This is a genomic window from Heyndrickxia acidiproducens DSM 23148 (assembly GCF_000374345.1).
Classification (GTDB): domain Bacteria; phylum Bacillota; class Bacilli; order Bacillales; family Bacillaceae_C; genus Weizmannia; species Weizmannia acidiproducens.
Window position 1 is genome coordinate 1 of the sequence record NZ_KB894002.1, and the last position, 26,938, is coordinate 26,938.

The following is a 26,938-nucleotide window of genomic DNA, read 5'->3' on the forward strand; positions in this document are numbered from 1 at the left end:
TTGTAAGTTGTTCTTTGAAAACTGAAGATATGAGGTTGTGACAGGAAAAACGTCTGTCACGTAAAATCTTCAACGTTCAATCGCCTACACCATGTATACCGAAGTTGCGAAAACCAAGCTAAAGTAGGGTGCATGGCAGAGTAACGTACAAGATATGAATTCTCACCGTAGGGACTACGGGTGGAGCCTGCTCAATAACTAGTGGTTGCACTGGTGTTCGCAGGAATCCCCCACTTCAAGGCGATAGCCTAAGTGGCGGGTAATTCAAAGATTCACTCCTCATATTCTTCTGAAATGGACAGCTTTGGCAATTCCCGGATCACATCCCGGATTCTTTTCATACGCTTATTTCCGTAGCTGATGAAACGGAGCAGGTTATAAGCAAAAACGCCGAAAAGCAAAACAAGCTCATTTGTTTTTTTATTTCCGGAGGGCAGCTGTTTGAAGCCAAGATCAGACATAAATTCACGTTTAAACGATTTACAAACTTTCAGATGTTCGTTGTAAAGTTCCAGTACAGCTGCCGGAGAAATATCCAGCGAGGTCATGTACAATTCAGCTTCATAATTGGGCATCAGCAATATTTGTCCGTTTTTATCAATGGTTGTTTCAATGATTTTAAAAACTTTATAGACAACTTTTTGCGCCCCGGCTGCAGTGATCGTTTCCGCAACGGATCCAAGGTATACCTTTCTTCCTTCCCGTTCAACACAGCAGAGGCCATGTTTCCGGGCGGTTTCAACCCATGTGTCCGCGTCCGGCAGTGGCTGTTTTATAATAAAATCGATTTGACGGGCCAGCAGTTTTGCCGTAATTTTACAATTTTCCTCAGTTACCTCCATCCGCCAAAGAAACTGTCCAGATGCCAATTGCTCTGCAGCCCGGATTAGCATGCCCGCTTCCTGTTCAAAGTTAAGGCAGTATTTTTCCCTGCCAATAAATGTAAACGGCTTTGCAATGTCCACTGGTATGAAACTGTTGCCTTTTATCGTTACCGGTCTGATAAACGCATCTGTCTGATGTATCAGGTGAAGAGATTCATCAAGGATGATCTGTCTCCATTCTGCGGATAAAGCCGCTTCATCTAACCGGTGTTCCAAAACAGCCGGTGAAGGGATCCTCTCCAGACCCAAGGAAGCGCGGAATTCAGGGTCGCCGCGAAACGCTTCAATTTCACTGAAATCTTTCTTGCCAAGGCAAAGCAGGCCAATATAAGACTTCGCGATATCCCCATTAGAATAGCCAAGATTTAGTCTTGATCGTTTCCGATTTGGCATTGTTAAGTCTTGAAACCAGTGTCAACTGTTCGAGAAGAAACCCGATTACAGCAAGTCCGGATGACAGTTGTAAAGGGTCATCACAATACTCAATACTGAATTTTTTCATACGCTCACCTGGATAGATTGATATGTCTATTATACTAAAGATGTTTTATAATGGGGTTGTAGTCTGAATTTTAGAAATGATGTGAAAGATGCTTTTTAAGGAACGGACAACGCCATGCGAGCTATTTCTTTTGAAATCGCTGAATCGCCGGATGACACTCTCCGAAAATGATCAAAAGTATCTTTGGAACCTGGAAAAGGGTGCTCCCACTTTTGTCTAATTGGGGCTTCTAATTGGACAAAGGGAAGCTCGTTCCTCTCCCTTTTGTCTAATTAAAAATGTTTCAAATTGAAAAAGCGGCATGCTCTGCACGTAAAAGGCCAGCATGCCGCTTTTTAATGGTCTCTATTCTGTTGTTTTTGCAGGTTCCCACTTCTCCGGATCCTTCCGCCATTCTTGCAGCGTCTCTAAATCTTCTTCCCTGATCAAAGCTTTTTTCACGCCCACCTGCAAAAGCGCAGAGTAATTGGATAGGGAATAAGCCTGGATTCCTTCCCGCTTAAAATTCTCAATCCCTGCCGGCAGTTCGTATGTAAAAATGGATACAACGCCAAGCACTTCCAAGCCGGCTTCCTGCAAAGCGTGCACAACGGTCAGCACACTTCCGCCTGTAGAAATAAGATCTTCGACAACAACAACTTTTTGCCCGGCTGCCACCCGGCCTTCGATTTGGTTGCCCTTGCCATGCTTTTTCGCACTTGAGCGCACATAGCACATGGGCAAATTCATCAGATCGCTGACAAAAGCGGCGTGTGCAATGCCTGCAGTCGCTGTTCCGGCAATAATCTCTGCATCTGGAAAATGCGCTTCAATCAGCTTTTTCAGCCCGATCGCGATTTCTTTCCGCAGGTTCGGGTATGACAAGGTAATGCGGTTGTCACAGTAGATTGGCGATTTGATGCCCGAAGACCAGGTAAAAGGTTCGTTCGGTTTTAAAAAGACAGCTTCGATCTCCAGTAACTGTCCGGCTATGTATGTTTCCATTATGCGTTCCCCCATTGTTCTTTGACTTTTAAATAAGCGGCGTACGGATCAGCTGCCTGTGTGATCGAGCGCCCGACGACAATCGCGGTAGCGCCGAGTTCGCGTGCTTTCTGCGGTGTGACGACGCGCTTTTGGTCGGACACATCGTCCCCGGCCAGGCGGATGCCTGGCGTCACTTTTAAAAAGTCCGCGCCGATCCGGTCCGTGATATCCCGTGCTTCGAGCGCCGAGCAGACAACACCATCGAGGCCTGACTCATGGGCAAGCGCAGCATAATTGAGCACGGAATCACGCAGCGGTTTTAAAATACCCTGCTCTTTTTGCATCTGTACTTCTGATGTACTTGTCAGCTGCGTTACGGCAAGAAGTACAGGGCGGTTTTTCCCTGCAGGAGTGCCCGCTTCAAGTCCTTCCGCTGCTGCTTTCATCATCTCGGATCCACCGGCGGCATGGACATTGACCATGTCTGCATCAAGCCGGGCCAGGCCTTTCATTGCCTTTCCGACCGTATTGGGGATATCATGCAGTTTTAAATCAAGAAAAATGTCGTGCCCCATTTCTTTCAGGGATGCAATAAGGCCGGGACCGGTCTGGTAAAATAATTCCATTCCCACTTTTACGTAAAGAGGTTCACCGTAAAATCCCTGTAAAAAAGCACGGGTTTCGTCCCATGACGGGAAATCAAGGGCAATGATCGGTTTAAACATACAGATTATGGCTCCTTCCGACGAGATCAGATATTTTTTCGGCACCCAGCTGTTCCATCATTTCCGGCAGCTCTTTGATGATGCACGGGCAAACGAATGGGTCAATAAAATTGGCGGTGCCGATTGCGACCGCACTTGCGCCGGCATAAAGAAATTCTATCACATCTTCAGCCGTTTGGATGCCGCCCATGCCAATAATTGGAATTTCAACAGACTGGCTCACCTGATAAATCATCCGGATCGCAACCGGTTTGATTGCCGGGCCTGATAATCCGCCCGTTTCATTGGCGAGAACCGGGCGCCCGGTTTTGAGGTCAAGCTTCATGCCAATCAGCGTATTGATCATCGTCAACCCATCCGCACCGCCCGCTTCCACTGCCCTCGCAATGGCCACAATATCCGTGACATTAGGGGAGAGCTTCACATAAACCGGCACCTTGGAAACTGCTTTTACCTTGCGGGTCAGTTCGAAAGCCATATCCGGATCAGTCCCGAATGTGATGCCGCCCGATTTTACGTTTGGACAGGAAATATTCAATTCAAGTGCATGGACATTTGGCGCTTCTGAAATATGCTCTGACACATACACATAATCTTCAGTGGTTGAACCGGCAACATTTGCGATAATCGGTACATCGAACCCTTCAAGAAATGGAAGCTCTTCTGCCAGCACTTTTTCAAGGCCCGGGTTTTGCAGGCCGATCGCATTCAGCATCCCGGCATCCGTTTCTGCAATCCGCGGCACTGCATTTCCAAAGCGCGGTTCTTTTGTTGTTGCTTTGATCATGATGGCGCCGAGTTCGCTTAAATCGTACCACTGGCTATATTCGCGGCCAAAACCGAAGCAGCCTGATGCCGGCATAATTGGGTTTTTCAAAGAGAGCCCCGGCAGCTCTACGCGCAAGTCTGTCATATGACCACCTCCCCCATCTCAAAAACCGGGCCGTCGCTGCATACTTTCTTGGACGTGCTGCCGGCCGGGTCATTTTTCGGGCGGCAGACACATGCATAACAGGCACCGATCCCGCACGCCATCCGTTCTTCGAGCGAAAAAAATCCGCGCCGTCCCGGATACGCCGCTTCCAAAGCTTGCAGCATGGCAGCCGGGCCGCATGCATAGATGCAGTCAAATGCCCAGTCATCTCCGGCTAAAATATCGGTCACAAAGCCTTTTGTACCAAGCGAACCGTCAACTGTCGCAACAAAAGTCGGGGCAAGCGCCGAAAATTCATCGATATAAAAAGCATTTGCCGCTGATTCAAATCCGAGCACATGATGGACTTCCACGCCGCTTGCCGTCAGCTGCTTTGACAATTCATACAGGGGCGGGACACCGATGCCGCCGCCGACCAGCAATGCTTTTTGCCCTGCTCTTAATGCGTCAACCGGAAAGCCGTTGCCTAAGGGGCCGAGCACATCCAGACTGGCCCCGGCCGGTAATGCCGCCATCATTTTCGTGCCTTTCCCCTGTGCGCGGTATAAAATGGAAATTTCACTTTGGCCGCTGTCTACCGATGCAATGCTGATCGGCCGCCGCAGCAGCGGGTCAATGCCGCTGCCAATCCGGATATGGATAAATTGGCCGGGACGGGCGACTTGACGGGCCAGTTCACCTGCCAGCACCATTTCGTAAATGTCTTTTGCAATCCTGCTGTGCTTTTTTATTTTCATGTATTCCTGCATCATGCGAATACCCCCTGCTTTTCTTGCGTCGCAATCGGACGGATTGAAAAGCTCATCGATTCTAAAATCGATAGGAGTGCGGCTGCTGTATCAAGCGAGGTTAGACAAGGGATTCCGCTTTCCACTGCTTCGCGGCGAATTTGAAAGCCGTCCCGTTCGTACTGCTGGCCCTTTGTCATCGTATTGAGAACAAATTGGACGCTGCCGTTGCGGATTGAGTCGAGCACCGTATGCCCGTCGCTTCCGATTTTGTCCACTTCTTCGACTGCCAGCCCGTTTTCTTTCATCAATGCAGCCGTACCCGCAGTCGCTTTTAAGGTAAAACCAATATCCGTAAAACGTTTTGCGAGTGAGAGTGCTTCCTGCTTATCTTTATCCGCGATCGTAAATAGAATGCTGCCATTTTGCCTTAACTGTATGCCTGCTGCGGCAAAACCTTTATACAAAGCTTTTTCAAATGTCCTATCACGGCCCATCACCTCGCCGGTTGATTTCATTTCCGGCCCGAGTGTTGGTTCAACCCTTTTCAGTTTAGCAAATGAGAAGACTGGTACCTTTATGAATACTTCCTGTTTTTCCGGCCGCAACCCTGTACCGTACCCAAGGTGATCAAGTGATTCTCCTAAAATCACTTTTGTTGCCAGTTTTGCCATTGGAACATCCGTGATTTTGCTTAAGAATGGCACCGTCCGGCTTGAACGCGGATTGACTTCGATGACGTAGAGTTCATTGTGTGAAACAATAAACTGGATATTCATCAAGCCTTTAATTTCGAGCCCGGCTGCGAGCTTTTCGCAAGTTTCAACGATTTCAGCTTTTAACTCTTCCGTTAACCGGCGCGGCGGGTAGACGGCAATCGAATCGCCGGAGTGGACGCCTGCACGTTCAATATGTTCGACGATCCCTGGAATCAGCACATCTTTTCCGTCGGCAATGACATCGACTTCAAATTCATTTCCGGTCACATAGCGGTCGACCAGTACGGGCTGGTTCGGGCTCACCTTTACGGCCGTTTTCATATACTGCCGCAAATCATCTTCGTGGTAGACGATTTCCATCGCGCGGCCGCCGAGGACAAATGACGGGCGCACCAAAACCGGATAACCAATTTTCTTGGCGATCGCAACGGCTTCTTCTACCGATGTGCCCGTTTTACCGAGCGGCCGCTTGATTCCAAGTTGATTTAAAACTTGTTCGAACTGATCGCGGTCTTCTGCGCGTTCCAAATTTTCAAGCGAGGTGCCGAGAATGCGCACACCGCGTTCAGACAGGCTTTCTGCCAGGTTGATCGCCGTCTGGCCGCCGAACTGGACAACGACCCCTTCCGGCTGCTCCAAATCGATAATATGCATGACATCTTCAATCGTGAGCGGTTCAAAATACAGTTTATCGGAAATGCTGAAATCAGTTGAGACCGTTTCCGGGTTGTTGTTGATAATGATTGCTTCATAGCCTGCTTCCTGAATTGCCCAGACAGCGTGAACCGTGGCGTAATCAAACTCGATCCCCTGGCCGATGCGGATCGGTCCGGAACCGAGGACGATGATGCTTTTTTTATTCGTAACGATGGATTCATTCTCTTCTTCATAGGTGCCGTAAAAATAGGGTGTCTCTGAGGCAAATTCGCCGGCACATGTGTCAACCATTTTATACACCGGCACAATCCCGTGCTGTTTGCGCCAGGTATACACTTTTTCTTCTTCCGTTTTCCACAGCCGGGCGATGGCGGTATCGGCAAATCCCATTTCTTTGGCGGCCTTTGTAACCCCGGGATCCCACGGTGAAGCCTGCAAATCTTGTTCAAAGCGGATCATTTTCCTAAGTTTGTAAAGGAAGAACAGGTCAATCTGGCTCCAGTCATGCAATTGCCCGATGGAAACGCCGCGCCTTAACGCTTCAGCGAGGTAAAAAAGACGTTCATCACCGGCAGTGCGGATCCGTTTTTCAATTTTGCCCATGCTTATCTCTGCCCCGTTTTCAAGATCCAAATGGCGAAGGCCGACTTCCAGCGAGCGCGCTGCTTTTAACAGCGATTCTTCAAAACTGCGGCCGATTGCCATGACTTCGCCGGTTGCTTTCATCTGTGTGCCGAGCGTACGGTAAGCCTGCTCAAATTTATCAAACGGAAAGCGCGGAATTTTTGTTACAACATAATCAAGCGCTGGTTCAAAATTTGCGTAAGATGTGCCGGTCACAGGGTTCTTCATTTCGGCAAGCGTCAGTCCGACTGCGATTTTGGCTGACAGTTTGGCGATCGGGTAGCCGGTTGCCTTTGAGGCGAGCGCGGATGAGCGGCTGACGCGCGGATTGACTTCAATGACATAGTAGTCAAAGCTGTTCGGGTCAAGGGCAAGCTGGACATTACAGCCGCCTTCGATCCCGAGCGCGCGAATAATTTTTAAGGAAACGTTGCGGAGCATCTGATATTCTTTATCGCTTAATGTCTGGCTCGGCGCAACAACAATCGAGTCGCCGGTATGAACGCCGACAGGGTCGATATTTTCCATATTACATACAACAATCGTGTGGTCTTCACTGTCGCGCATCACTTCGTATTCAACCTCTTTAAAGCCGGCAATGCTTTTTTCCAATAAACATTGGTGGACAGGGCTTTGGCGCAGGCCGTTAGTGACCGTTTCAATTAGTTCTTCCTCGTTGTGGCAGATGCCGCCGCCTGTTCCGCCCAGGGTATAGGCAGGACGTACGATGACCGGATAACCTTCTTTGCGGATAAATTGGTAAGCTTCTTTGAGTGAATGGACAATCATGCTTTCCGGCACCGGTTCATGGAGTTTTCCCATCAGGTCGCGGAATGCTTCCCGGTCTTCCGCCTGTTCGATTGCAGTCAGCTTTGTGCCGAGCACTTCGACACCGTATTGGTTGAGAATCCCGGACTTGGCGAGTTCCATCGCAATGTTCAAACCGGTTTGGCCGCCGAGCGTCGGCAAGAGGGCATCCGGTCGTTCTTTGCAGATGATGCGGCCGACAAATTCAGCTGTTAACGGTTCGATATACACTTTATCTGCCATTTCCGTATCGGTCATGATCGTTGCCGGGTTGGAGTTAACCAAAACGACTTTATAGCCTTCTTCTTTAAGGGCAAGGCAGGCCTGTGTTCCGGCATAGTCAAATTCTGCGGCCTGGCCGATGACGATCGGGCCGGAACCGATGACAAGGATTTTTTTGATATCAGTGCGTTTTGGCATATTGTTGGTCCTCCTTTTGATGCTGGTCAATCATGTTTAAAAACTGGTCGAATAATGGATTGGAATCATGCGGGCCCGGTGATGCTTCCGGATGGTACTGAACCGTAAAAGCAGGGTATTGAGTATGGGCCAGCCCCTCCACCGTGCCATCGTTTAATGCCCGTTCCGTCACCATCAGTCCTGTGCCTGCAAGCGATTTTTCATCGACTGCGTAGCCATGGTTTTGCGATGTAATCACGGTTTTGCCTGTGCGGATGTCCTGGACAGGATGATTGGCGCCGCGATGGCCGAATTTTAATTTAAACGTGTCAGCACCGCAGGCGAGGGCAAACAGCTGGTGGCCTAAGCAGATGCCAAACAGCGGCACTTTTCCGATCAGGCCTTTTACCATTTGCACGGCTCCTTTTACATCTTTCGGGTTGCCCGGGCCGTTAGACAGCATGACCCCGTCCGGCTGCAGCGATAAAATATCGGCCGCCGTTGCATGATAAGGCATCACGGTGACGCGGCAGTTTCGTTTCGTCAATTCTGTTAAAATACTTTTTTTCGCCCCGAAATCGATGAGCACAATATGCTTGCCGGGGCCTTTCATTTCATAACGCGTTTTCGTGGAAACTTGCGCAACCGCATCGCTTAACGCCGGAAGCCCCTTCAGCCTGGCAACAACTGATTCTGTGTCAACGTCTTCCGCACAAATTGCCCCCCGCAATGTTCCGTATGCGCGGATTTTCCGTGTCAACTTTCGCGTATCGATCCCTGCAATTCCGGGAATCCCTTTTTCCTTTAGAAATTCGTCGAGTGATAATGTGCTTCTCCAATTGGATGGAAATTCAGCTGCTTCTTTAACCACAACCCCGCGCACAAATGGCAGCGACGATTCATAATCGTTCCAGTTGATGCCGTAATTTCCGATTAATGGATAGGTAAATGTCACAATCTGCCCGTAAAAGGATGGGTCTGTTAATGTTTCCTGATAGCCGGTCATGCCTGTTGTAAAAACAACTTCCCCAAAAGACGCTTTTACACTGCCAAATCCCTTTCCCTTAAAAACTGTACCATCTTCCAAAATGAATTGCCGTTTCACTTGACTGCCAACTCCTTTTCCCAAACCAATTCTCCGTTCGCCCATGTTGCACCCGGCCAGCCGGCGCACTCCCAGCCGTCAAACGGGGTATTTTTTCCTTTTGATAAAAAGGCGTGCTTATCAATTTTTTTCCGTTCCTTTAGATCGATTGCGGTGATGTCAGCAGCTGCGCCTGTCTGAAGCACACCGAACGGCAGACGAAAAGCTTGCGCCGGTTTTTCCGTCATCCAGGAAACAAGCTGCCTGAGGGTAAAAATCCCGGTCTCAACGAAGCGGGTGTAGAGCAGCGGAAAAGCCGTTTCAAATCCGGTAATGCCAAATGGCGCTTTCGAGATGTCCTTTGCTTTTTCATCTGCCGCATGCGGGGCATGGTCAGTTGCAATAAAATCAATCGTCCCGTCTAAGAGACCTGCAATTAAAACGTCCCGGTCTTCTTTTGCCCTCAGCGGCGGATTCATTTTCCAGTTTGTATCCAATCCCGGCATATCGTCTTCACACAAAAGCAGGTGGTGCGGTGTCACTTCTGCCGTCACCGGAATACCCGCTCTTTTTGCATCGCGGACAACCCGGACCGATTCTTTCGTGCTGATATGGCAAACATGATAATGGCAGCCGGTTGCTTCAGCCAGCAGCACATCACGTGCAATTTGTACGGATTCGCAAATGGACGGGATCCCCTTTAACCCGTGGGCTTTTGCAAATTTCCCATCGTGCACACAGCCGCCGTGGATCAGCGAGTTGTCCTCGCAATGGGCAACCACTGCCATATCCAGCGCTTTTGCCCGGGTCATCGCCTGAAGCATTTGATCCGCTTCCTGCACACCCACGCCGTCGTCCGTAAAAGCAAATGCCCCCGCGGCTTTCAACCCGGCAAAATCCGCCAGTTCCCCGCCTTTTTCATCAAGTGTGATCGCAGCATACGGCAGCACGCGCACTTTCGCATCCATTTGTATTTTTTCCTGAAGGGCCGCCAGACGTTCCGGACGGTCGGCCACAGGATTTGTATTCGGCATCGCAGCAACCGTCGTAAAGCCTCCCTTTGCCGCTGCCATTGTCCCGGTGCGGATTGTTTCTTTGTGCTCAAATCCCGGTTCCCTTAAATGCACATGCAGATCGACAAACCCGGGGAAAACGGCCATGCCGTATGCTTCAAACACATTTTCCCCTTCAGGTGCCAGCCCCGTACCAATCTCTGCTATTTTATCCTGCTTAATGCGAATATCTTTCTGAACTTGTTCGCCATTTTCATCTAATAAAAAGCCGCCTTTAATCAGCCAATCCATATCAGCAAACCACCTTTTCTTTTTGTAAAACTGCTTTTAAAATCGCCATCCGCGCAAATACCCCGTTTTCCATTTGCTTAAAAATCCGCGAACGGCGGCATTCAACCAGTTCGCTTGCGATTTCAACATCGCGGTTGACCGGCGCCGGATGCATAATAATGCTGCCCGGTTTCATGGCCTGAGCCCTTTCAACCGTCAATCCATAGGCGCGATGGTACGCTTCTTTTGACAAGTGCTCCGTTTCTTTATGGCGCTCATGCTGAATCCGCAGCAGCATGATGACATCTGCTTGCTTTACCCCATCATCAATATCGACGTAATCAAGCTGCATGGTTGGATCATACCACTCAACAGGTCCTGAACATTTCACCGCCGCGCCGAGTCTTTTCAAGGCGCAGGCATTTGAGCGGGCGACACGGCTATGGACAATATCGCCAATGATGCAGACGTTTAAGCCGCGAAAGGTGCCGAATTCCTGCTGGATCGTCAGCAAATCAAGCAGGCACTGTGACGGGTGCTGGCCGCTGCCATCGCCGGCATTGACAATTGACAAGCCGATGTTTCCAGTAAGTTTTTTGTAATATTCATCTTCCTCGTGGCGGATGACCGCAAGCTTAACGCCGATGGACTGCAATGTTTTTACCGTATCATAAAGCGTCTCACCCTTGAGCACGCTGGATGCCCCGATTTCAAACGGAAGGAGCTCGAGGCCGAGCCGCCGTTCCGCGACTTCAAAGCTGCATTTTGTGCGCGTGCTCGGTTCGTAAAACAAATTGGCCGCAAAAACGGGTTCCGGTGTTTGCCATTGTTCCCCTTTTGCGAACGCGTCCGCTTCCTCCAGCAGTTCAAGAATTTCTCCATTCGTCAAATCGGAAATGGTCAGGAAATGTTTCATTTTTTAACATCCTCCTTATTTTTTAAGCAATCGGGAAATGCGGGACAACAACATGCAGCTTTTCACAAAAAAACACCCTGCAGTCTCAAGCAGGGTGCGTGTTTCTTTGCGGCATGGCTGCATAAAGCCAATCCGCAGCACCCTTTCAAGCCTCTCTGGACTTTCTGTTAAAAGGTGTTCTGATTTATTTGTTTATAAAATGGCCCGCTTTGCCGCGCAAAAACACAAAAGGGGCCGTTTCCTTCCTTGCATGCCGCGTTTTATTCGTTGATTGTGACCTGGTCAAGGCCGTCAACATCGGTCAATTTTACTTCAATTCGTTCCGTCTGGCTTGTCGGGATGTTTTTCCCGATAAAATCGGCACGGATCGGCAGCTCGCGGTGACCGCGGTCGACCAATACCGCCAGCTGGATCCGGCTCGGCCTGCCGCTGTCCATCAGCGCGTCCATTGCCGCGCGCACGGTCCTGCCGGTGTACAAAACATCATCCACCAGAATGACTTTTTTATTGGTGATGCTTGACGGCAGTTTTTCACCGTTCACTTCCGGTTCACCGTCATTCGTTTTTTTGCTTAAATCATCGCGGTACAGCGTAATATCCAGTTCGCCGACTTCAATTGCACGCCCTTCAATTTGTTCAATCCTGGCAGCAAGGCGTTCTGCCAAAAAAATGCCGCGTGTTTTAATCCCGACAAGCATTGTATCCTCAATGCCTTTGTTCCGTTCAATAATTTCATGGGCGATCCGCGTCAATGCCCTGCGGATCATCATTTCATCCATAACAATTGCTTTTTGGGCCATGTTGTCACCTCTTGAAAATGAAAGCCTTCCGCCGGGAGTTGGCAGGAAGGCTTTTTTAAATTATATATCGTTCCCTTGCCAGCCTCACAGGACTGCGTTAAAAGGCTTATGAAGTTATTTTTACCTTAAACTTTTTCAAACGGTTTGTCAATCATTTTTTCACGACTCTAATCGTAATTGTTGCAATAACGCCCGATAATCGTCCGGAAGCGGCGCCTCAAACTCAAGGTATTCATTGGTGCGCGGATGGTTAAACCCAAGTACGCCGGCGTGGAGCACCTGGCCGCCAAAGTCAATCGTTTTTCTCGGGCCGTATTTCGGGTCGCCGGCAAGCGGATAGCCGATATATTTCATGTGGACACGGATTTGGTGGGTCCGCCCCGTTTCCAGCTGGCATTCAATGAATGTATACTGATGAAAATGTTCGAGAACGCGAAAATGGGTGACCGCGTGTTTTCCGCCGTCAACAACCGCCATGCGTTTCCGGTCAACGGGGTCCCTTGCGATCGGCGCATCAACCGTACCGGCTTCATGGGGAATTTCGCCATGGACGAGCGCATAATATTTGCGTGTGACCGTTTTATCGTTCAATTGCTTTGCCAGTTTTTCATGTGCCAAATCATTTTTTGCCACCATCAAAAGCCCCGATGTATCTTTGTCGATGCGGTGGACAATCCCCGGGCGCAGTACACCATTTATGCCCGATAAGTCCTTGCAGTGGTACATGAGGCCGTTCACCAGCGTCCCTGTCAGATGCCCGTAAGACGGGTGGACAACCATGCCTTTTGGCTTGTTCACGACAAGCACATCGGCATCCTCGTAATAAATGTCAAGATCCAGGTCTTCCGGCTTGATATCCGGCGTTTCAGGCTCGGGAACTGCCACTTCAACGAGATCTCCCGGCACACATTTGTAATTGGCTTTTCCCGGTTTGCCGTTAACCGTAACAAGCCCTTCTTTCATCCATTGCTGAACTTGTGATCTTGACCATTCTTCCTTAAAGGATGAAACCAATTTATCCAGACGTTCATTTTTTTCTTCTTCAAGAATGGTGTGATCCATCTTATCCATGTTTTTTCTCCTTCATTTTTCGTTCATCTAATAGCATAAAAATAAATAAAAGCACGACGCCGATCGTCAGGCTTGAATCGGCAACATTAAAAACAGCAAAATCGTAGCTGCCAAAACGCAGATGGACAAAATCGACCACCTCGCCCCGGAACAAACGGTCAATAAAATTGCCGCAAGCCCCGCCTAAAATGAGCCCGAGGCTGATGCCGAGCAGATTTTTTCCTTTTGCATATTTTTGTATGTAATAAATAATCGCCGCAATGACGATCACAGTAATCACGTAGAACAGCCACATTTTTCCTTCCAATATGCTGAACGCTGCGCCTGTATTGCGTGTGGAGGTGATAAAAAAGAAATCCGGAATCACTTCTATGCTCTCCCCTAAGTACATCCGTTTCAGTACAAGCCACTTGGCAAGCTGGTCAATTCCAACAATAACAAGTGCAACCGCATAATATAAAATAAACAATCGCTTTTCCTCCGCCCCTTGCAATCCATTACGGCCTGCTTCGCTTCATTTTTGCCGCAGAATTTTTTCGTGTTTTCTTCCTGATTTTAGCATAAACAGGGGATGGTGAAAAGAATCGTTTAATGGAGACGGTAGTCAAAAGGGACGCATACTTTTCCGTAAGCCCATATTTTCTGCCAGTCGCCGGGTGTCTGCAGGGTCGGGACTTCCTGCAGCCACTCGGCAGGAAGCGCGGCACCGGTCGCCTGGCATTCGCCGAAGCTGCCGGACCGGCATTTAGAGAGTGCTGTTTCAATGTCTTCCAATTCTTCACGGATAAGGGTTTGGACAAGTTCATGCTTGGCTTCGTAACTGCTTAATTCTGTTTTCAAGGATTGCAAAAAAGCTTCAATATCTTGATGATGACTCACTTCTTAACGCCTCCCCTTGAATTTTCTTGCTTTTAGCATCCCCGAGTTTTTGATGAACTTGTGAAAAAACGATTTCTAGAAGTAACAAATTCATACAATTCGGATCTTCATATAAAAAAGCCAACACCACATACCTGAAGAGATATGCAGCATTGGCTTATTCATTAAAGCTGGATCAAACCTGTGCGTTCAATTGTTTAACGACAGCAGCACAGCGCGGGCAAAGGGTCGGATGGTCATGATCATGGCCGACTTCCGGCGTGACAACCCAGCAGCGTTCGCATGTTTCGCCTTCAGCTTTTTCAACTACAATGGCACCATGTTCCAATTTCAGCGCATTTTCCGGGGCATCTTCAACAGAACCTGCCACTTCAAAACCGGAGACGATGAACAATTGTTTTTTACTTTCGGAAATGCTGTCGAGCAGTTTACGGGTATCATCATTGACATACAGTGTAACTTTCGCTGTTAACGATTTCCCGATCACTTTTTCATTACGCGCAACTTCCAAAGCTTTCAGTACATCATCGCGCAACGCCATAAAGGCTTGCCATTTTTCTTCCAATTCAGCCGCATTCGGATAATCGACATATTCCGGCATGTCGGTTAACTGCACGCTCTCTTCTGCGGCACCTGGGACGTACTGCCAGACTTCATCGGCTGTATGCGGCAAAATCGGCGCCAAAAGTTTCGTTAAGGCGACAAGGCATTCATACAGGACAGATTGCATCGCACGGCGTTCCGCATTGTCTTTCAGCTCAATATATAAAACGTCTTTTGCAAAATCCATATAAAACGAACTGAGATCAACCGCGCAGAAATTGTTGACAGCATGGTAAATCGTTGCGAATTCGTATTTTTCGTAAGCTTCACGGACTTCTTTTACCAGTTTATTCAGCTTAATGAGCATGAATTGGTCGACTTCGCGTAAATCCTGGTAGGCAACTTTATTTTTTGCCGGATCGAAATCATTTAAGTTTCCGAGCATGAAACGGAAGGTATTGCGGATTTTCCGGTAAACTTCAGAGACTTGTTTTAAAATATCATTGGAAACGCGGACGTCCGCCTGATAATCAACGGAAGCCACCCATAAGCGGATAATATCGGCACCCAATTGGTTAACCACTTTATCCGGCAAAATGACATTGCCAATTGATTTGCTCATTTTGCGGCCTTCGCCATCCAGTACGAAGCCGTGGCTTAACACGCCGTCATATGGCGCCCGCCCGGTAACGGCGACACTCGTAATCAATGATGAGTTAAACCAGCCGCGGTATTGGTCAGATCCTTCAAGGTACAAGTCGGCAGGCCGTTTTAATCCTTTGCGGCCGACTAACACGCCTTGATGTGATGAACCGGAATCAAACCAGACGTCCATGATGTCATTTTCCTTCGTAAATTTGCCGTTCGGGCTGCCCGGATGCGTGAATCCTTCCGGGAGGAGATCCTTCGCTTCCCGTTCAAACCAGACGTTAGAGCCGTGTGCACGGAACAAATCGGACACATGCCGGATCGTTTCTTCGGTAATGATTGCTTCACCGTTTTCCGCGTAGAAAACAGGAATCGGTACGCCCCATGCGCGCTGCCTTGAAATACACCAGTCGCCGCGGTCCCGGATCATATTGTAAAGCCTGGTTTCACCCCAAACCGGCGTCCACTTCACATCTTTAATGGCGTCTAAAATCTCACCCCTGAACATTTCAATGGAAGCAAACCATTGGGCAGTTGCCCGGAAAATGACTGGTTTTTTCGTGCGCCAGTCATGCGGATAGGAGTGCTTTAAAAATTTCAATTTCAAAAGTGCGCCTGCTTTTTCGAGTGCTTCGCCGATCGACTTATTCGCTTTTTCGTAAAACAAGCCTTCAAATCCCGGGGCTTCTTCTGTCATTACCCCTTTGTCATTAACCGGGCAGAGCACGTCAAGTCCGTATTTCTGTCCGATAATAAAGTCATCTTCCCCATGTCCCGGTGCCGTGTGAACACAGCCGGTACCACTGTCGGTTGTAACATGATCCCCAAGCATCACTAAGGAATCACGGCCGTAAAGCGGATGTTTTGCCACAATATATTCCAGATCTTTCCCCGGAATCGTTTGGACAATTTGCGGATTTTCCCATTCCAATTCGGCGCTGACTTCTTCCAGCAAGGCTTCCGCTACCAAATACTTTTGTCCGTCCACTTTGGCAACTGCATAGTTGATATCCGGATTAACGGCAATCCCCAAGTTTGCTGGAATTGTCCACGGGGTTGTGGTCCAAATGACAATTTTCGTATCGGTATCGAGAACGCCTTTCCCGTCTTTGACATCAAAAGCAACATAAATGGACGGCGATTTGACGTCTTTATATTCAATTTCGGCTTCGGCAAGCGCGGATTCACTTGACGGAGACCAGTAAACCGGTTTTTTCCCTTTGTAGATATAACCTTTTTTCGCCATTTCACCGAATACTTTAATTTGCTCCGCTTCATATTCCGGCTTTAATGTCAAATAAGGATGGTCCCAGTCGCCGCGTACGCCTAAACGTTTAAATTCTTTTCTTTGGCGGTCAACCTGCTGGTGGGCATATTCGGCGCAAAGTTTTCTGAACTCGGCGACGCTCATTTCTTTCCGCTTGACACCCTTCTTAGTCAACTGCTGTTCAATCGGGAGTCCGTGCGTATCCCAGCCCGGAACGTAAGGCGCATGGTAACCGGACATCGATTTAAAGCGGTTAATGATGTCTTTTAAGGTTTTATTTAAGGCATGCCCCATGTGGAGATCACCGTTTGCATAAGGCGGCCCGTCATGAAGGACAAACAGCGGCCTGCCTTCTGTGTGTTTCATCACCTTTTCATAAATGTTCATTTCTTCCCATTTCGCCTGGATATCAGGTTCTTTTTTCGGCAGATTTCCGCGCATCGGAAAGTCTGTTTTTGGCATTAGAAGCGTATCTTTATAATCCATATTTATCCTCCTTACGATAAAATACTATTTTGAATTTTCTACTCTGACTATCCTCCCAGCCTTGCCCAAAAATATTAAAAAAAACCTCCCCATCCCTAAAAAAAGGGACGAGAAGGTTTTCCCGCGGTACCACCCTAGTAGACATATCGGCTATGTCCGCTCGACATTCGTAACGTGAATGGCCCGCTTTTATCTACTAGCCGTCCGGCGTTCAAGGCAAGAACTCAAGGGGGATATTCAAGTCAGGTTCTTTGCCGGGCTTCCACTGTCCCCGGTTCGCTTGGAAAGATGCCGTAACTCTACTGCCCTGTCATTGTTTTTCAAATATAGGAAAAACGATTTAATGTAATTCATTATATGTGATTACTTTCATATTCGTCAAGCTTTATTTGTTTCTTCTTCCAAGTCAAGATTTGTCGCATCAACGTCAAACTCCATCAGCTGGTCCCAGTCACCGTTATCAATCAGGTCAAGCTGGGCTTCGATCAGCATTTTAAAGCGTGTCCTGAATACTTTGGACTGTTTCTTTAATTCTTCGATCTCCAAGGCAATTTTTCTGGCCTTCGACAGTGCCTCGTTGACAATTCTGTCGGCGTTTTTCTCCGCCTCGCGAATAATCAGTTTAGCTTCTTTCTGCGCATTGCCTTTGACTTCTTCAGCCGCTTCCTGTGCAACCACAATTGATTTATTCAAAGTTTCTTCAATGGTAGAAAAATGGCCCAGGCGTTCATTCAAAGATGCCAGCTTATCTTCCAGATCCTTTTTTTCGCGGATGATCAGTTCGTAATCTTTTATCAGCTGGTCAAGAAATTCGTTTACTTCGTCTTCATCATAGCCACGGAAACCTTTGCTAAACTCCTTATTATGTATATCTAACGGCGTTAAAGGCATGTAGCCACCTCCAATTCAATTTGCCCTTTTTCAGATTGCATGCTTATAGCCCACATTGTTATTATACTGGAATTCGACGATATTTTGGGAAATTCCTGCTAAAGAATCAAATTATTTTAAAATACCTGCCACAATTCGCCATTTTTCCTTTTTTGTTTTTCCTTCGACACGGATCAGTCTGCTCCGGCCGTATCCCCGCGCCGAAAAATAATCCCCCTCCCGGCACTGGAAGGCAGGATCTTCCACCGTTTTCCAGTTTACCTTTACAAGACCGTGCCCGATCAGCAATTGTGCCTTCTGCCTGGAAATGGGATAGATCGAAGACAAGATTGCATCAAGCCGCAGTGATCCGGCAGTTGCCGGTTTTTCCTGCCATTCTTCTTCAACAGGAATCGCTTCTTCCAAAGCGGTTTCTTTTAATTTTATCGGCGTTTTTCCAATTTGTTGAAACTCCATTTTTACAAAACGGGCCATTTCCTGTTCCAAAAAGAATTGGATACGGGCATCCCGGATGAGAATATCCCCGAATTTTTCGCGTTTCAACCCTAAAGACATTAACGAGCCAAGTACATGGCGATGCTCAATTGTCACAAATTTGGCCGGATAATTGATTTCATAGAGCGAGATGTTATAATCAGAAATTTCCGGTGTGAAATATTCCGGATACAACAGCATCCGTTTGCGTTCGCTCTGCGGATGCCCCCCGAACGTGCTGATTTTGATCCCGTTACGGGTTCCGATAATAGCGGCTGCAATCGACTGCATTCCCGGGTCAAGAAAGTCAGTCAATTTCGGCGCATAAGTATCTTCCACATATTGCTTCCAATTTAGCACCTGGTCGATAAATTCCCTTTCATCCGGGCGAAAATGCTGATAAATGCTATCCATATTCGTACCCCTTCAATAAAAAAAGGAACAGCATTTGTTCCTTTTTTGAAAAATAAAGTGAAACTTCCATCAGTGGGGGTTTTCCTTCATCCTCACTGATAAGAAAATGAACAAAGGCTAAGAACTCAGGCGTCCTGTTGCAACGCCTCCTGCGACCCGCATCCTGCAGGCCTAACCAATCGGACCTTTACTTTATAAAGCGGAGGCGGCTGTTCATCGACGTACGGACTGGAAGGGCTCTGACTGAGATAAAGGAAACACGGTGAGTGGTTTTTTACGAACCGATGTTGACTTATCGCAGGGAAGAGACCAGAAGTACGCTAGTCGATAGGAGCCGCAGCTGGATTGGGCAGTTTGATCTCCCGCCTATCCTTCTTCGTACCTTGAATCTTGAGGTGGGAGTCTTACTGCCCGTAAAGGTGAGATAAAGTTTGATCCCTGTCCTGCAACTACATCAGCCAGGCGAAAATCTGCCTGATTCCTGCCCTTGCCAGATCCAGTACGATAAAGGCAACAATTGGGGAGATATCAATCATCCCAAGCGGCGGAATAACGCGGCGAAACGGCTCCAGATAGGGTTCACAGAGCTGTCCGAAAAGGCGCCCGATCTGCGTATCTCTGATGTTGAACCAGGACATAAAAATATAAATCAGGAGAATGTAAGAATATATTCTTAGTAAAAGCAATAAAATCATCAGTATGAAATCCATTGCGGCTATGACCACCTCGTATCATTGAAATCCTGTTCCTGCAGAAATTCTGAAATTTTGCCGGATACTTCCACATTATCCGGCGTACACAGAAAAATATTGTTGCCAACCCTTTGGATGTCGCCCGCAATTGCATACACTGTCCCGCTTAAAAAGTCAACAATTCGTTTTGCCTGGTCATGCGGCATGCTTTGCAGGTTTACGACCACGGCCCGGCGGTTTTTTAAATGGTCGGCGATTTCCTGTGCGTCGGCATATACCCTTGGTTCGACAAGGATGACTTTGGAAGATTTTTGGACGCTTTGCAAACTGACCACGTTCTGGCGCGGTCCCCTGATTTGTTTTTGCGCTTGCGATTCCGGTTCCGGTTCATACTCTTTTTCCATCATTTCTTGTTCTCTGTCTTCATATTCATCATCAAGCAAAAAAAATGACTTGAATTTCGTTTTCAGCCCCATACTTTACACCTCCGCTTATTTTAACGTGTTCCCGACGAGTGCTGTACCGATTCTGACAAATGTAGCGCCTTCTTCAACAGCGATTTCATAATCATTGGACATGCCCATCGACAATTCATGGCAAGGCGCATATTCAAGCCCAAGCGACTCGATCTGCTGTTTGAGCTGCTTCAGCCCACGAAACGTATCTCTGATGATCTTTTCGTCATGGGTTAACGGCGCCATTGTCATTAACCCCACAACTTCTATATGCCCGAAATTCTTCAAGCTGCGGACAAATTCAAGCGTTTCCCCAGGTGCGATGCCATGCTTTGATTCTTCCCCCGAGACATTGACCTGGATCAAGCATTTTATTTTCAGATCAGCTTTTGCCGCTCTTTTTTCAATTTCTTCGGCAAGGCTGAGGCGGTCCAAAGAATGGATGTAGCTCACTTTATCGATAATGTTTTTTACTTTTTTCTTTTGCAGTGTCCCGATAAAATGCCAGACCGGCTTGTCCCCCAGCGCTTCATACTTTGCCAGCATACTGTCGTCCCGGTTTTCACCGAGGTGGCGGATGCCGGCATCCAATGCTTCCTGTGCACGCGCAATGGTGACATATTTGGTTACCGCAATAATTTGGACCTCTTCACGTTTTCTTCCGGCACGTGCACAGGCCTTTTCAATTTTGTCATGAATGATTGCAAGGTTTTCTGAAACTTTCATTGATCCGTTTACTCCTTTATACCAATAAAGCCAAGCATTCTGCCGGTATGGCCGCGGTCACGGCGGTGCGAAAAAAAGTCCTCCTCCCGGCAGCTTGTACATAGACCGGTCACGCGGATTTGCCCGTCCGCGATGCCCGTCTGTTTCAGTATCAGTTTATTTAACGCTTTTAAATCCAATGCGTACTGGCCCGGAGTTGTCTCAACATAAGGCAGTTCTGTTTCCTTTACAGTCCAGCGCCGGGCCGCCCGGATCACGCGTTCATCAACTATATAACATGTTCCGCATATCGATGGGCCGATGACAATCTGAATGTCCTCTTTCGGTATGCCATCATTCCCCCACTTTTCAACCATTTTAGCAGCAATTCCCAGCGTCGTTCCTTTCCAGCCGGCATGCGCGATCCCAACCCGTCCAAACTTCGGCGCATAATAGAAAATCGGCACACAATCGGCAAATGCCAGAACCAGAAGCACGCCTTTTTCATCTGTGTATAAACCATCTGTATGCGGAAAACTGGTTTCGTATTCGCGCGCGCCTTTCCCCCGGTCAAGACGGGAAACTTTTTGCACATGGTCTTCATGGGTCTGCTCCGCCCCTGCCCAGCCTGATAGCGGAAAGCCAAGCCGGTCTGCAAGGATCTGCCGGTTTCTTTGGACAAATTCCACATCATCCTGAACATGAAAAGCGAGATTGAAATTTCCGTCGAATTTTCTGCTGACTCCGCCATGTTTTGTTGAAAACCCGGCAACAAGCCCGCTCGTCTTCTGCCAGCCTTCAATCGTGTAATATTGATTCTCCGCTCTTTTTAATGGTTCGCCCAATTTTGACCGCTCCTGACGAATTGCGTAAATTTCTGTTTGTTCTATTATAACGTTTTACGCCGCTGTCATCTACCTATTTTCACCAATGGCCCGGAATTCCTTGATCACTTCATTTCATTTATATCAGACTTCCCCTGAATCCACAACTTATTTGTAAAATTATGATAGTTGCGGTTCGCATCTCTCCTGGAATAATGGCTTGTAATATAATTTATATTTGTCTGTTACCTTTCTGTTATATTTTCCTGTTACTCTAGTAATATCAAAATTACATAACAAAGAGGGTTTACATTGAAAAAAGTTTGGTTATCATTTGTTGCGGTCTGTCTCTTATCGCTTGGTCTGAGCCAGGCAACATTTGCGGCCACAAGAACTTACACCGTGAAATCAGGCGATTCCTTATATAAAATTGCCCGTAAATATCATGTTACAGTGGCGCAATTGAAATCCTGGAACCATCTCAGGTCAAATCTCATCAGAGTCCATCAAAAACTCAAATTACAGAGCAGTTCAAAAAATGTGAAGACATCTTCTTCGTCCAGCGCTTACCGGACCATTACGGTAAAAGCGACAGCCTATACGGCAAACTCAGGCAGCGGCATTACGGCTACCGGGATAAACTTAAGAAAGCATCCTGCTGCCAAAGTGATTGCGGTTGACCCGAAAGTCATTCGGCTTGGTTCCAAAGTTTATGTTCCGGGTTACGGAACGGCGGTTGCCGGTGATACCGGAGGGGCAGTTAAAGGCAAAAAAATTGATGTCTTCATTTCAAGCAAGAAAAAAGCCATCAATTGGGGCGTTAAAATCGTAAAAATAAAAGTGTACAAGTAATCAAAAAACGGCGAACGCCGTTTTTTTTTGCAATTTGCCCTAACACCGTGCAGGCAATTTTTTCCGCCTGCTTAACCAACTGTTCCTTTTCTAATCAGCGGGGGATGAAGGGAAACCCCCACTGATGGAAGTTTCACTTTATTTTTTGGGTTCCTGCAGCTGCTGCTGTAAGTAGGAAGTATCTTTGAAACGTACCAATATAACATCGGCACCGATTTTTACGATATTCGACCAGGGGATGACCACTTCCTCATCTTTCCCAAACAGGCCGAACATTTTTCCAGAGACGCCGCCGACAATAATGCTTTCAATCGTACCTGTGTCGAGATTAATATCAATGTCTTCAACATTTCCCAGTTTTCTCCCATCGGAAATACTGACTACATCTTTGATTTGAAAATCGGATATTCGAACCATAAGAATTCCCCCTCAAAAACCTTCTGCTGCTTAATACATGTTTATGCGGCATCTTCCGGTTTTACGATTGAATTGCCAATTGAAAAGAAGGGATTTGCCGCCAATTCCAGCAAATCCCTTCTTTTATTGGATATTCTTATTCATTTGTTTAATGGCAGCTTTTTCGAGGCGGGAGACCTGGGCTTGGGAAATGCCGATTTCATCGGCTACTTCCATTTGCGTTTTGCCCTGGAAAAACCGTTTCCGGATGATCATTTTCTCGCGTTCATTTAAACGCCGCAGCCCTTCCTGCAAAGCAATTTCTTCAATCCAGTGAATATCTTTATTTTTTTCGTCGCTGACCTGGTCCATTACATAAATCGGATCGCCACCGTCGTTGTAAATCGGTTCAAACAGCGACACCGGATCCTGAATCGCATCCAGTGCAAAAACAATATCTTCGTGCGGAACATCCAGCTCTTTGGCGATTTCATCTGTTGTCGGTTCTTTTGAAGTGGCGCTCATCAGTTTTTCCCGGACCTGCAGGGCTTTATAGGCAATATCCCTTAATGAACGGGAAACTCTGATCGGGTTATTATCCCGCAAATACCGCCGTATTTCCCCGATAATCATCGGAACGGCATAAGTAGAAAAGCGGACATTTTGGTTTAAATCAAAGTTATCAATGGATTTCATGAGACCGATGCAGCCGACTTGGAAAAGGTCGTCCACATATTCCCCGCGGTTATTAAAGCGTTGAATCACACTTAATACAAGCCGCAGATTGCCATTCACCAGCTTTTCTCTCGCATCAGTATCACCGGCATGCATTTGTTTTAAAAGTTCCCTCATCTCCTCATTTTTCAATACGGGGAGTTTGGAGGTATCAACACCACAAATTTCCACTTTGTTACGCTTCAAGTCTTTCCCTCCTATCAGGAATCAGGAGCTGCTGTTCAAAAAACAGTATCTCCCCGGGAGGGAAATTTATGCACTTACAGAAAGCCGGAAATAAGTTGGAAACTCAAAAAACATTGCCGTGTCTGGTGTCCCGCTGTCATAAAATTTTATCCCTATACCATTTTGTTGAACTCTTTGCGCAATCTTTTAATAATTCTCTTTTCAAGCCGGGAAATATAGGATTGCGAAATGCCAAGCATATCTGCAACATCCTTTTGGGTCTTCTCTTCCTCCCCCCGCAGCCCGAAACGCAACTCCATAATTTGTTTTTCACGGTCGGAAAGCTGATGCAGCGCGCTGTATAATAATTTTTTATCGACACTGGCTTCCAAATCTTTTGTGATGATATCATCGTCCGTCCCGAGCACATCCGAAAGCAGCAGTTCATTGCCGTCCCAGTCAATATTTAAGGGTTCATCGAAAGAGACTTCGGAACGCAGCTTATTATTCCGCCTTAAAAACATTAAAATTTCGTTTTCAATGCAACGCGAAGCATAGGTTGCCAGTTTGATCTTTTTTTCCGGATTGAAAGTATTGACGGCTTTGATCAGTCCGATTGTGCCAATGCTGATCAGATCCTCGATATTGATGCCGGTATTCTCAAATTTACGGGCGATATATACGACGAGCCGCAAATTTCTTTCGATCAATAGCGATCTTGCCGCTTTATCGCCGCTTGGCAGTTTTTTCAGCAGGATCGCTTCCTCTTCTTTTGACAACGGCGGCGGCAAGGCTTCATTTCCGCCAATATAATAGATTTCATCCGCCTTCAACCCGAGTTTGTACAGGAGTTTGTACCAGAAATAAGAAAATTTAATTCGTAAATGTTTCACAGTTTTCCTCCTCCATAAATTGTTTTCAGGCAGATACTGCCGGAGCCTCCGCCATCATTTTCGGATGGATAATACAATCAAAAGCGTCATCACTCGATAAAACCTGTGCAGTAAATGAAACGAGCGCTTTTTTCACCTGCCATGTGCCGTTTGAATTGGAAATGCGGATGGCATCCGGCTTGTAAGCAATAAGCAGCGCTGAAGATTTGCCGACCATTTTTGCCGGTACGAAACGGACGCGCCCGCTCCATTCATCCAGCAGATGTATGCTGCCATCCATAAACCTGTCAGGATCTTCCGCCAATGCAGCAATTTCTTCCGGAAGCCGTTCCCGGACCGCCTGGATTGACACAATCATGACCGGCATTTTTGAAAGCGGGTCGTATAAATGGTTGCCGCTGTCGACCAGCCCTTTTAAGGAAAGGGTACAGCCCTCAATTTCAATTTCCACATCGGCAAGCTGCTCATATTGGATTTTTGCCATCTCAAGCCCGTTGATTCTTTGCTTAGAAAAAACCCATGCAGCCGGGATTCCGATAATAATAAAGGCCCAGCTGATCGGATCTCCAAAGCCTCTGATACTGGCGAGCAGCACATTCGCCTCCATTTGATAATCAAATTGAATAAAATAATGGGCACCGATTAAAATGCCGCCCATTAAAAAAGTGACAAAGTAAAAAGTTAATAGATTGGAAAAAAAATAGCGCCATCTTTTGAACCCAAAAACAACAAATATCATGGCAATTGAAAAAGCCAGTTTCATAAATGGATTGCCTGCGTAATAAGATAATGAAGAGGTGAAACTCATCAGGATCAGGCAGGAGCCGATCAAACCGCCTAACAGCATCCGCCACATGCGTGCCGGACGTTTCAGGGCGATGCTTGTCAGCCACAAAAGCAGGCTGTCGACAAGAAAATTCAACAGCCAGATGATGTCCATATATACAACCAATCGCATCCCCCCGTAAAAAACGTCAATGATGGCAAGGCAGCGGGAACAACAAAGCAAATCCCTGCTTTTTCCTGCCATTCAATCGTGTATCGCTAGTATAGCGTACCTCCCCGGTAAAAGTGTGTCAGTTCCTGTAAGTAAAAAAATAGAACTTTTCTATTATTTATTCGAAATTTGTCTAACAACTTTTGGATACAGGAAGAATATTTTTGCAAAAAAATAAACTCCTTTTCAACAAAACGCTGAAAAGAAGTTTTAGGGTATGATTAAACATTACCGTTCTATATAAAATGACTAAACACTGCTGCTCTGTTGCCAACTGTAAAAAGTAGCAGCCATGCAAATCGATGCTTGGCCCTGATGTGAAAACTAAGTTCATTTTATATATATTTTTTTAGTTTCTGCGATTGCGGTTTCTGAGGAATGTCGGAATATCCAAAGCATCTTCGCTGTACTGTGTGGTGCGGTTCGGTTCAGGCTGCGGTGTTTCTTCCCGCTTCGGCTTTTCCTTGTTCGCATGCATTGCCGGTTTGGACTGTCCAAACTGCGGGCGCGGCTGTTTCACCTGTACTTCCTCATTAAAGCCTGTTGCAATCACTGTCACAACAATCTCATCTTTCAAGTTCTCATTAATAACAGAACCAAAGATCATGTTGACTTCCTGGTCTGATGCAGAGGCAACGATATCGGCTGCTTCCTGAACCTCATAAAGGCTCAGATTAGAGCTGCCCGTAATATTCATCAAAACGCCCTGCGCACCATCGATCGAGGTTTCAAGGAGCGGCGAGGAGATTGCTTTTTTGGCAGCTTCTGCTGCACGGCTTTCCCCGGATGCAATCCCGATTCCCATCAATGCGGAGCCTTTATTGGTCATAATCGTTTTTACGTCTGCAAAGTCAAGATTAATCAAACCAGGTACTGCAATCAGGTCGGAAATCCCCTGGACCCCCTGGCGGAGCACATTGTCCGCTTCACGGAATGCTTCAAGCATTGGTGTGCTCTTATCAACAATTTCAAGCAGCCGGTCATTCGGGATGACAATTAAAGTATCAACAGCTTCTTTCATCGCGTTAATGCCGCCTGTTGCTTGTGTTGCGCGTTTTCTCCCTTCAAAAGTAAACGGCCTGGTGACAACGCCGACGGTTAAAGCGCCAAGTTCTTTGGCAATCTGCGCAATGACAGGGGCTGCCCCTGTGCCTGTACCACCGCCCATTCCGGCTGTCACAAAGACCATATCTGCGCCCTTTAAGGCCTCTTCAATCTGTTCCTTGCTCTCTTCGGCTGCTTTTTTCCCTACTTCAGGATTTGCGCCGGCGCCAAGGCCCCTCGTTAATTTTGCGCCGATCTGCATTTTAATCTCGGCTTTTGAAAGGTTTAATGCCTGCGAATCGGTATTTACCGCAATAAATTCAACACCTTGTAAATCATGCTCAATCATGCGGTTTACGGCATTGTTGCCGCCTCCGCCTACGCCAATCACTTTTATGGTTGCTAAAGAGTCTAAATTTGTATCGAACTCCAACATTCACTAATCCTCCTATTTCGTAATACATATCACCAAAACACTC

General features: G+C 47.2%; 26 protein-coding genes and 1 other annotated feature. Of the genes, 1 reads left to right on the forward strand and 25 read right to left on the reverse strand.

Translation table 11 applies throughout. From position 1 onward, the window contains the following. Positions 1-272: 272 nt before the first annotated feature. The 20 genes from C232_RS18555 to pgeF form a co-directional block, all read right to left on the reverse strand. On the reverse strand, positions 273-1,277 hold the full coding sequence (locus C232_RS18555; RefSeq protein ID WP_018664045.1) for a hypothetical protein: 1,005 nt from the start codon (positions 1,275-1,277) through the stop codon (positions 273-275). 454 nt (positions 1,278-1,731) lie between these two features. Further along, a complete protein-coding gene (pyrE, locus tag C232_RS0110865) occupies positions 1,732-2,370 on the reverse strand; it encodes an orotate phosphoribosyltransferase (RefSeq protein ID WP_018664046.1) in 639 nt (212 codons plus the stop codon). Continuing rightward, positions 2,370-3,077, reverse strand: coding sequence for an orotidine-5'-phosphate decarboxylase (pyrF, locus tag C232_RS0110870; RefSeq protein WP_018664047.1), 708 nt, complete (start codon positions 3,075-3,077; stop codon positions 2,370-2,372). Before pyrF ends, pyrE begins: the two co-directional genes overlap by 1 nt. Continuing rightward, on the reverse strand, positions 3,070-3,990 hold the full coding sequence (locus C232_RS0110875; RefSeq protein ID WP_018664048.1) for a dihydroorotate dehydrogenase: 921 nt from the start codon (positions 3,988-3,990) through the stop codon (positions 3,070-3,072). The genes pyrF and C232_RS0110875 overlap by 8 nt, the downstream gene beginning before the upstream one ends. Further along, positions 3,987-4,763, reverse strand: coding sequence for a dihydroorotate dehydrogenase electron transfer subunit (locus C232_RS0110880; protein WP_018664049.1), 777 nt, complete (start codon positions 4,761-4,763; stop codon positions 3,987-3,989). The genes C232_RS0110875 and C232_RS0110880 overlap by 4 nt, the downstream gene beginning before the upstream one ends. Next, positions 4,760-7,966 carry a carbamoyl-phosphate synthase large subunit gene (carB, locus tag C232_RS0110885; RefSeq protein ID WP_018664050.1) on the reverse strand — a complete coding sequence of 1,069 codons (3,207 nt, stop codon included), beginning with the start codon at positions 7,964-7,966 and terminating at the stop codon, positions 4,760-4,762. The genes C232_RS0110880 and carB overlap by 4 nt, the downstream gene beginning before the upstream one ends. Next, positions 7,950-9,050: a glutamine-hydrolyzing carbamoyl-phosphate synthase small subunit gene (gene carA / locus C232_RS0110890; protein WP_018664051.1), complete on the reverse strand. Its 1,101-nt coding sequence runs from the start codon at positions 9,048-9,050 to the stop codon at positions 7,950-7,952. Before carA ends, carB begins: the two co-directional genes overlap by 17 nt. Continuing rightward, a complete protein-coding gene (locus C232_RS0110895) occupies positions 9,047-10,333 on the reverse strand; it encodes a dihydroorotase (RefSeq protein WP_018664052.1) in 1,287 nt (428 codons plus the stop codon). The genes carA and C232_RS0110895 overlap by 4 nt, the downstream gene beginning before the upstream one ends. A gap of 1 nt (position 10,334) precedes the next feature. Then, on the reverse strand, positions 10,335-11,228 hold the full coding sequence (locus C232_RS0110900; RefSeq protein ID WP_018664053.1) for an aspartate carbamoyltransferase catalytic subunit: 894 nt from the start codon (positions 11,226-11,228) through the stop codon (positions 10,335-10,337). 260 nt (positions 11,229-11,488) lie between these two features. Next, complete coding sequence (gene pyrR, locus C232_RS0110910; protein ID WP_018664055.1) at positions 11,489-12,028, reverse strand: bifunctional pyr operon transcriptional regulator/uracil phosphoribosyltransferase PyrR; 540 nt, start codon at positions 12,026-12,028, stop codon at positions 11,489-11,491. Positions 12,029-12,187: 159 nt separating this feature from the next. Then, positions 12,188-13,099 carry an RluA family pseudouridine synthase gene (locus C232_RS0110915; protein ID WP_018664056.1) on the reverse strand — a complete coding sequence of 304 codons (912 nt, stop codon included), beginning with the start codon at positions 13,097-13,099 and terminating at the stop codon, positions 12,188-12,190. Then, positions 13,092-13,568 (reverse strand): signal peptidase II, encoded by a 477-nt coding sequence (lspA, locus tag C232_RS0110920; protein ID WP_018664057.1) that lies wholly within the window; start codon positions 13,566-13,568, stop codon positions 13,092-13,094. Before lspA ends, C232_RS0110915 begins: the two co-directional genes overlap by 8 nt. 119 nt (positions 13,569-13,687) lie before the next feature. Further along, a complete protein-coding gene (locus tag C232_RS0110925; RefSeq protein WP_018664058.1) occupies positions 13,688-13,978 on the reverse strand; it encodes a hypothetical protein in 291 nt (96 codons plus the stop codon). A 175-nt stretch (positions 13,979-14,153) separates the two neighbouring features. Beyond that, a complete protein-coding gene (gene ileS, locus C232_RS0110930; protein WP_018664059.1) occupies positions 14,154-16,922 on the reverse strand; it encodes an isoleucine--tRNA ligase in 2,769 nt (922 codons plus the stop codon). A gap of 100 nt (positions 16,923-17,022) precedes the next feature. Beyond that, positions 17,023-17,245, reverse strand: a binding site (T-box leader). 55 nt (positions 17,246-17,300) lie between these two features. Further along, positions 17,301-17,813, reverse strand: a complete 513-nt coding sequence (locus C232_RS0110935) for a DivIVA domain-containing protein (RefSeq protein ID WP_018664061.1) — start codon at positions 17,811-17,813, stop codon at positions 17,301-17,303. Positions 17,814-17,924: 111 nt separating this feature from the next. Further along, positions 17,925-18,701 (reverse strand): YlmH family RNA-binding protein, encoded by a 777-nt coding sequence (locus tag C232_RS0110940; RefSeq protein ID WP_018664062.1) that lies wholly within the window; start codon positions 18,699-18,701, stop codon positions 17,925-17,927. A 449-nt stretch (positions 18,702-19,150) separates the two neighbouring features. Next, positions 19,151-19,411, reverse strand: coding sequence for a YggT family protein (locus tag C232_RS0110945; protein WP_018664063.1), 261 nt, complete (start codon positions 19,409-19,411; stop codon positions 19,151-19,153). A 5-nt stretch (positions 19,412-19,416) separates the two neighbouring features. Next, positions 19,417-19,869 (reverse strand): cell division protein SepF, encoded by a 453-nt coding sequence (locus C232_RS0110950; protein WP_018664064.1) that lies wholly within the window; start codon positions 19,867-19,869, stop codon positions 19,417-19,419. A gap of 15 nt (positions 19,870-19,884) precedes the next feature. Further along, positions 19,885-20,574, reverse strand: a complete 690-nt coding sequence (locus C232_RS0110955; protein ID WP_018664065.1) for a YggS family pyridoxal phosphate-dependent enzyme — start codon at positions 20,572-20,574, stop codon at positions 19,885-19,887. 8 nt (positions 20,575-20,582) lie between these two features. Further along, complete coding sequence (pgeF, locus tag C232_RS0110960) at positions 20,583-21,398, reverse strand: peptidoglycan editing factor PgeF (protein WP_018664066.1); 816 nt, start codon at positions 21,396-21,398, stop codon at positions 20,583-20,585. A gap of 291 nt (positions 21,399-21,689) precedes the next feature. Here pgeF and C232_RS0110965 point away from each other — a divergent pair, with 291 nt between their 5' ends. Continuing rightward, positions 21,690-22,229 carry a 3D domain-containing protein gene (locus tag C232_RS0110965; protein WP_018664067.1) on the forward strand — a complete coding sequence of 180 codons (540 nt, stop codon included), beginning with the start codon at positions 21,690-21,692 and terminating at the stop codon, positions 22,227-22,229. Between the two features lie 138 nt (positions 22,230-22,367). On the opposite strand, the gene C232_RS0110970 is transcribed toward C232_RS0110965, so the two are convergent. The 5 genes from C232_RS0110970 to ftsZ all read right to left on the reverse strand — a co-directional run bounded on the left by C232_RS0110970 (position 22,368) and on the right by ftsZ (position 26,895). Further along, positions 22,368-22,646, reverse strand: coding sequence for a YlmC/YmxH family sporulation protein (locus C232_RS0110970; RefSeq protein WP_018664068.1), 279 nt, complete (start codon positions 22,644-22,646; stop codon positions 22,368-22,370). A gap of 123 nt (positions 22,647-22,769) precedes the next feature. Further along, positions 22,770-23,546, reverse strand: a complete 777-nt coding sequence (gene sigG, locus C232_RS0110975; RefSeq protein WP_018664069.1) for an RNA polymerase sporulation sigma factor SigG — start codon at positions 23,544-23,546, stop codon at positions 22,770-22,772. Positions 23,547-23,698: 152 nt separating this feature from the next. Further along, positions 23,699-24,418 (reverse strand): RNA polymerase sporulation sigma factor SigE, encoded by a 720-nt coding sequence (sigE, locus tag C232_RS0110980; RefSeq protein WP_018664070.1) that lies wholly within the window; start codon positions 24,416-24,418, stop codon positions 23,699-23,701. A gap of 25 nt (positions 24,419-24,443) precedes the next feature. Next, the gene (gene spoIIGA, locus C232_RS0110985; protein ID WP_081622758.1) at positions 24,444-25,376 is read right to left on the reverse strand and encodes a sigma-E processing peptidase SpoIIGA; all 933 of its coding nucleotides are present in this window, start codon (positions 25,374-25,376) and stop codon (positions 24,444-24,446) included. 388 nt (positions 25,377-25,764) lie between these two features. Further along, entirely contained in the window at positions 25,765-26,895 is a 1,131-nt protein-coding gene (ftsZ, locus tag C232_RS0110990; RefSeq protein WP_018664072.1) for a cell division protein FtsZ, read from the reverse strand. Positions 26,896-26,938 lie beyond the last annotated feature (43 nt).

What these genes read in the sequence shown, in the direction of transcription:
- C232_RS18555 (WP_018664045.1), bottom strand. Translation starts at nt 1,277, where the DNA reads ATGCCAAATCGGAAACGATCAAGACTAAATCTTGGCTATTCTAATGGG.
- pyrE (WP_018664046.1), bottom strand. Translation starts at nt 2,370, where the DNA reads ATGGAAACATACATAGCCGGACAGTTACTGGAGATCGAAGCTGTCTTT.
- pyrF (WP_018664047.1), bottom strand. Translation starts at nt 3,077, where the DNA reads ATGTTTAAACCGATCATTGCCCTTGATTTCCCGTCATGGGACGAAACC.
- C232_RS0110875 (WP_018664048.1), bottom strand. Translation starts at nt 3,990, where the DNA reads ATGACAGACTTGCGCGTAGAGCTGCCGGGGCTCTCTTTGAAAAACCCA.
- C232_RS0110880 (WP_018664049.1), bottom strand. Translation starts at nt 4,763, where the DNA reads ATGATGCAGGAATACATGAAAATAAAAAAGCACAGCAGGATTGCAAAA.
- carB (WP_018664050.1), bottom strand. Translation starts at nt 7,966, where the DNA reads ATGCCAAAACGCACTGATATCAAAAAAATCCTTGTCATCGGTTCCGGC.
- C232_RS0110895 (WP_018664052.1), bottom strand. Translation starts at nt 10,333, where the DNA reads ATGGATTGGCTGATTAAAGGCGGCTTTTTATTAGATGAAAATGGCGAA.
- C232_RS0110900 (WP_018664053.1), bottom strand. Translation starts at nt 11,228, where the DNA reads ATGAAACATTTCCTGACCATTTCCGATTTGACGAATGGAGAAATTCTT.
- pyrR (WP_018664055.1), bottom strand. Translation starts at nt 12,028, where the DNA reads ATGGCCCAAAAAGCAATTGTTATGGATGAAATGATGATCCGCAGGGCA.
- C232_RS0110915 (WP_018664056.1), bottom strand. Translation starts at nt 13,099, where the DNA reads ATGGATAAGATGGATCACACCATTCTTGAAGAAGAAAAAAATGAACGT.
- ileS (WP_018664059.1), bottom strand. Translation starts at nt 16,922, where the DNA reads ATGGATTATAAAGATACGCTTCTAATGCCAAAAACAGACTTTCCGATG.
- C232_RS0110935 (WP_018664061.1), bottom strand. Translation starts at nt 17,813, where the DNA reads ATGCCTTTAACGCCGTTAGATATACATAATAAGGAGTTTAGCAAAGGT.
- C232_RS0110940 (WP_018664062.1), bottom strand. Translation starts at nt 18,701, where the DNA reads ATGGATAGCATTTATCAGCATTTTCGCCCGGATGAAAGGGAATTTATC.
- C232_RS0110945 (WP_018664063.1), bottom strand. Translation starts at nt 19,411, where the DNA reads ATGGATTTCATACTGATGATTTTATTGCTTTTACTAAGAATATATTCT.
- C232_RS0110950 (WP_018664064.1), bottom strand. Translation starts at nt 19,869, where the DNA reads ATGGGGCTGAAAACGAAATTCAAGTCATTTTTTTTGCTTGATGATGAA.
- C232_RS0110955 (WP_018664065.1), bottom strand. Translation starts at nt 20,574, where the DNA reads ATGAAAGTTTCAGAAAACCTTGCAATCATTCATGACAAAATTGAAAAG.
- C232_RS0110970 (WP_018664068.1), bottom strand. Translation starts at nt 22,646, where the DNA reads ATGGTTCGAATATCCGATTTTCAAATCAAAGATGTAGTCAGTATTTCC.
- spoIIGA (WP_081622758.1), bottom strand. Translation starts at nt 25,376, where the DNA reads ATGCGATTGGTTGTATATATGGACATCATCTGGCTGTTGAATTTTCTT.
- ftsZ (WP_018664072.1), bottom strand. Translation starts at nt 26,895, where the DNA reads ATGTTGGAGTTCGATACAAATTTAGACTCTTTAGCAACCATAAAAGTG.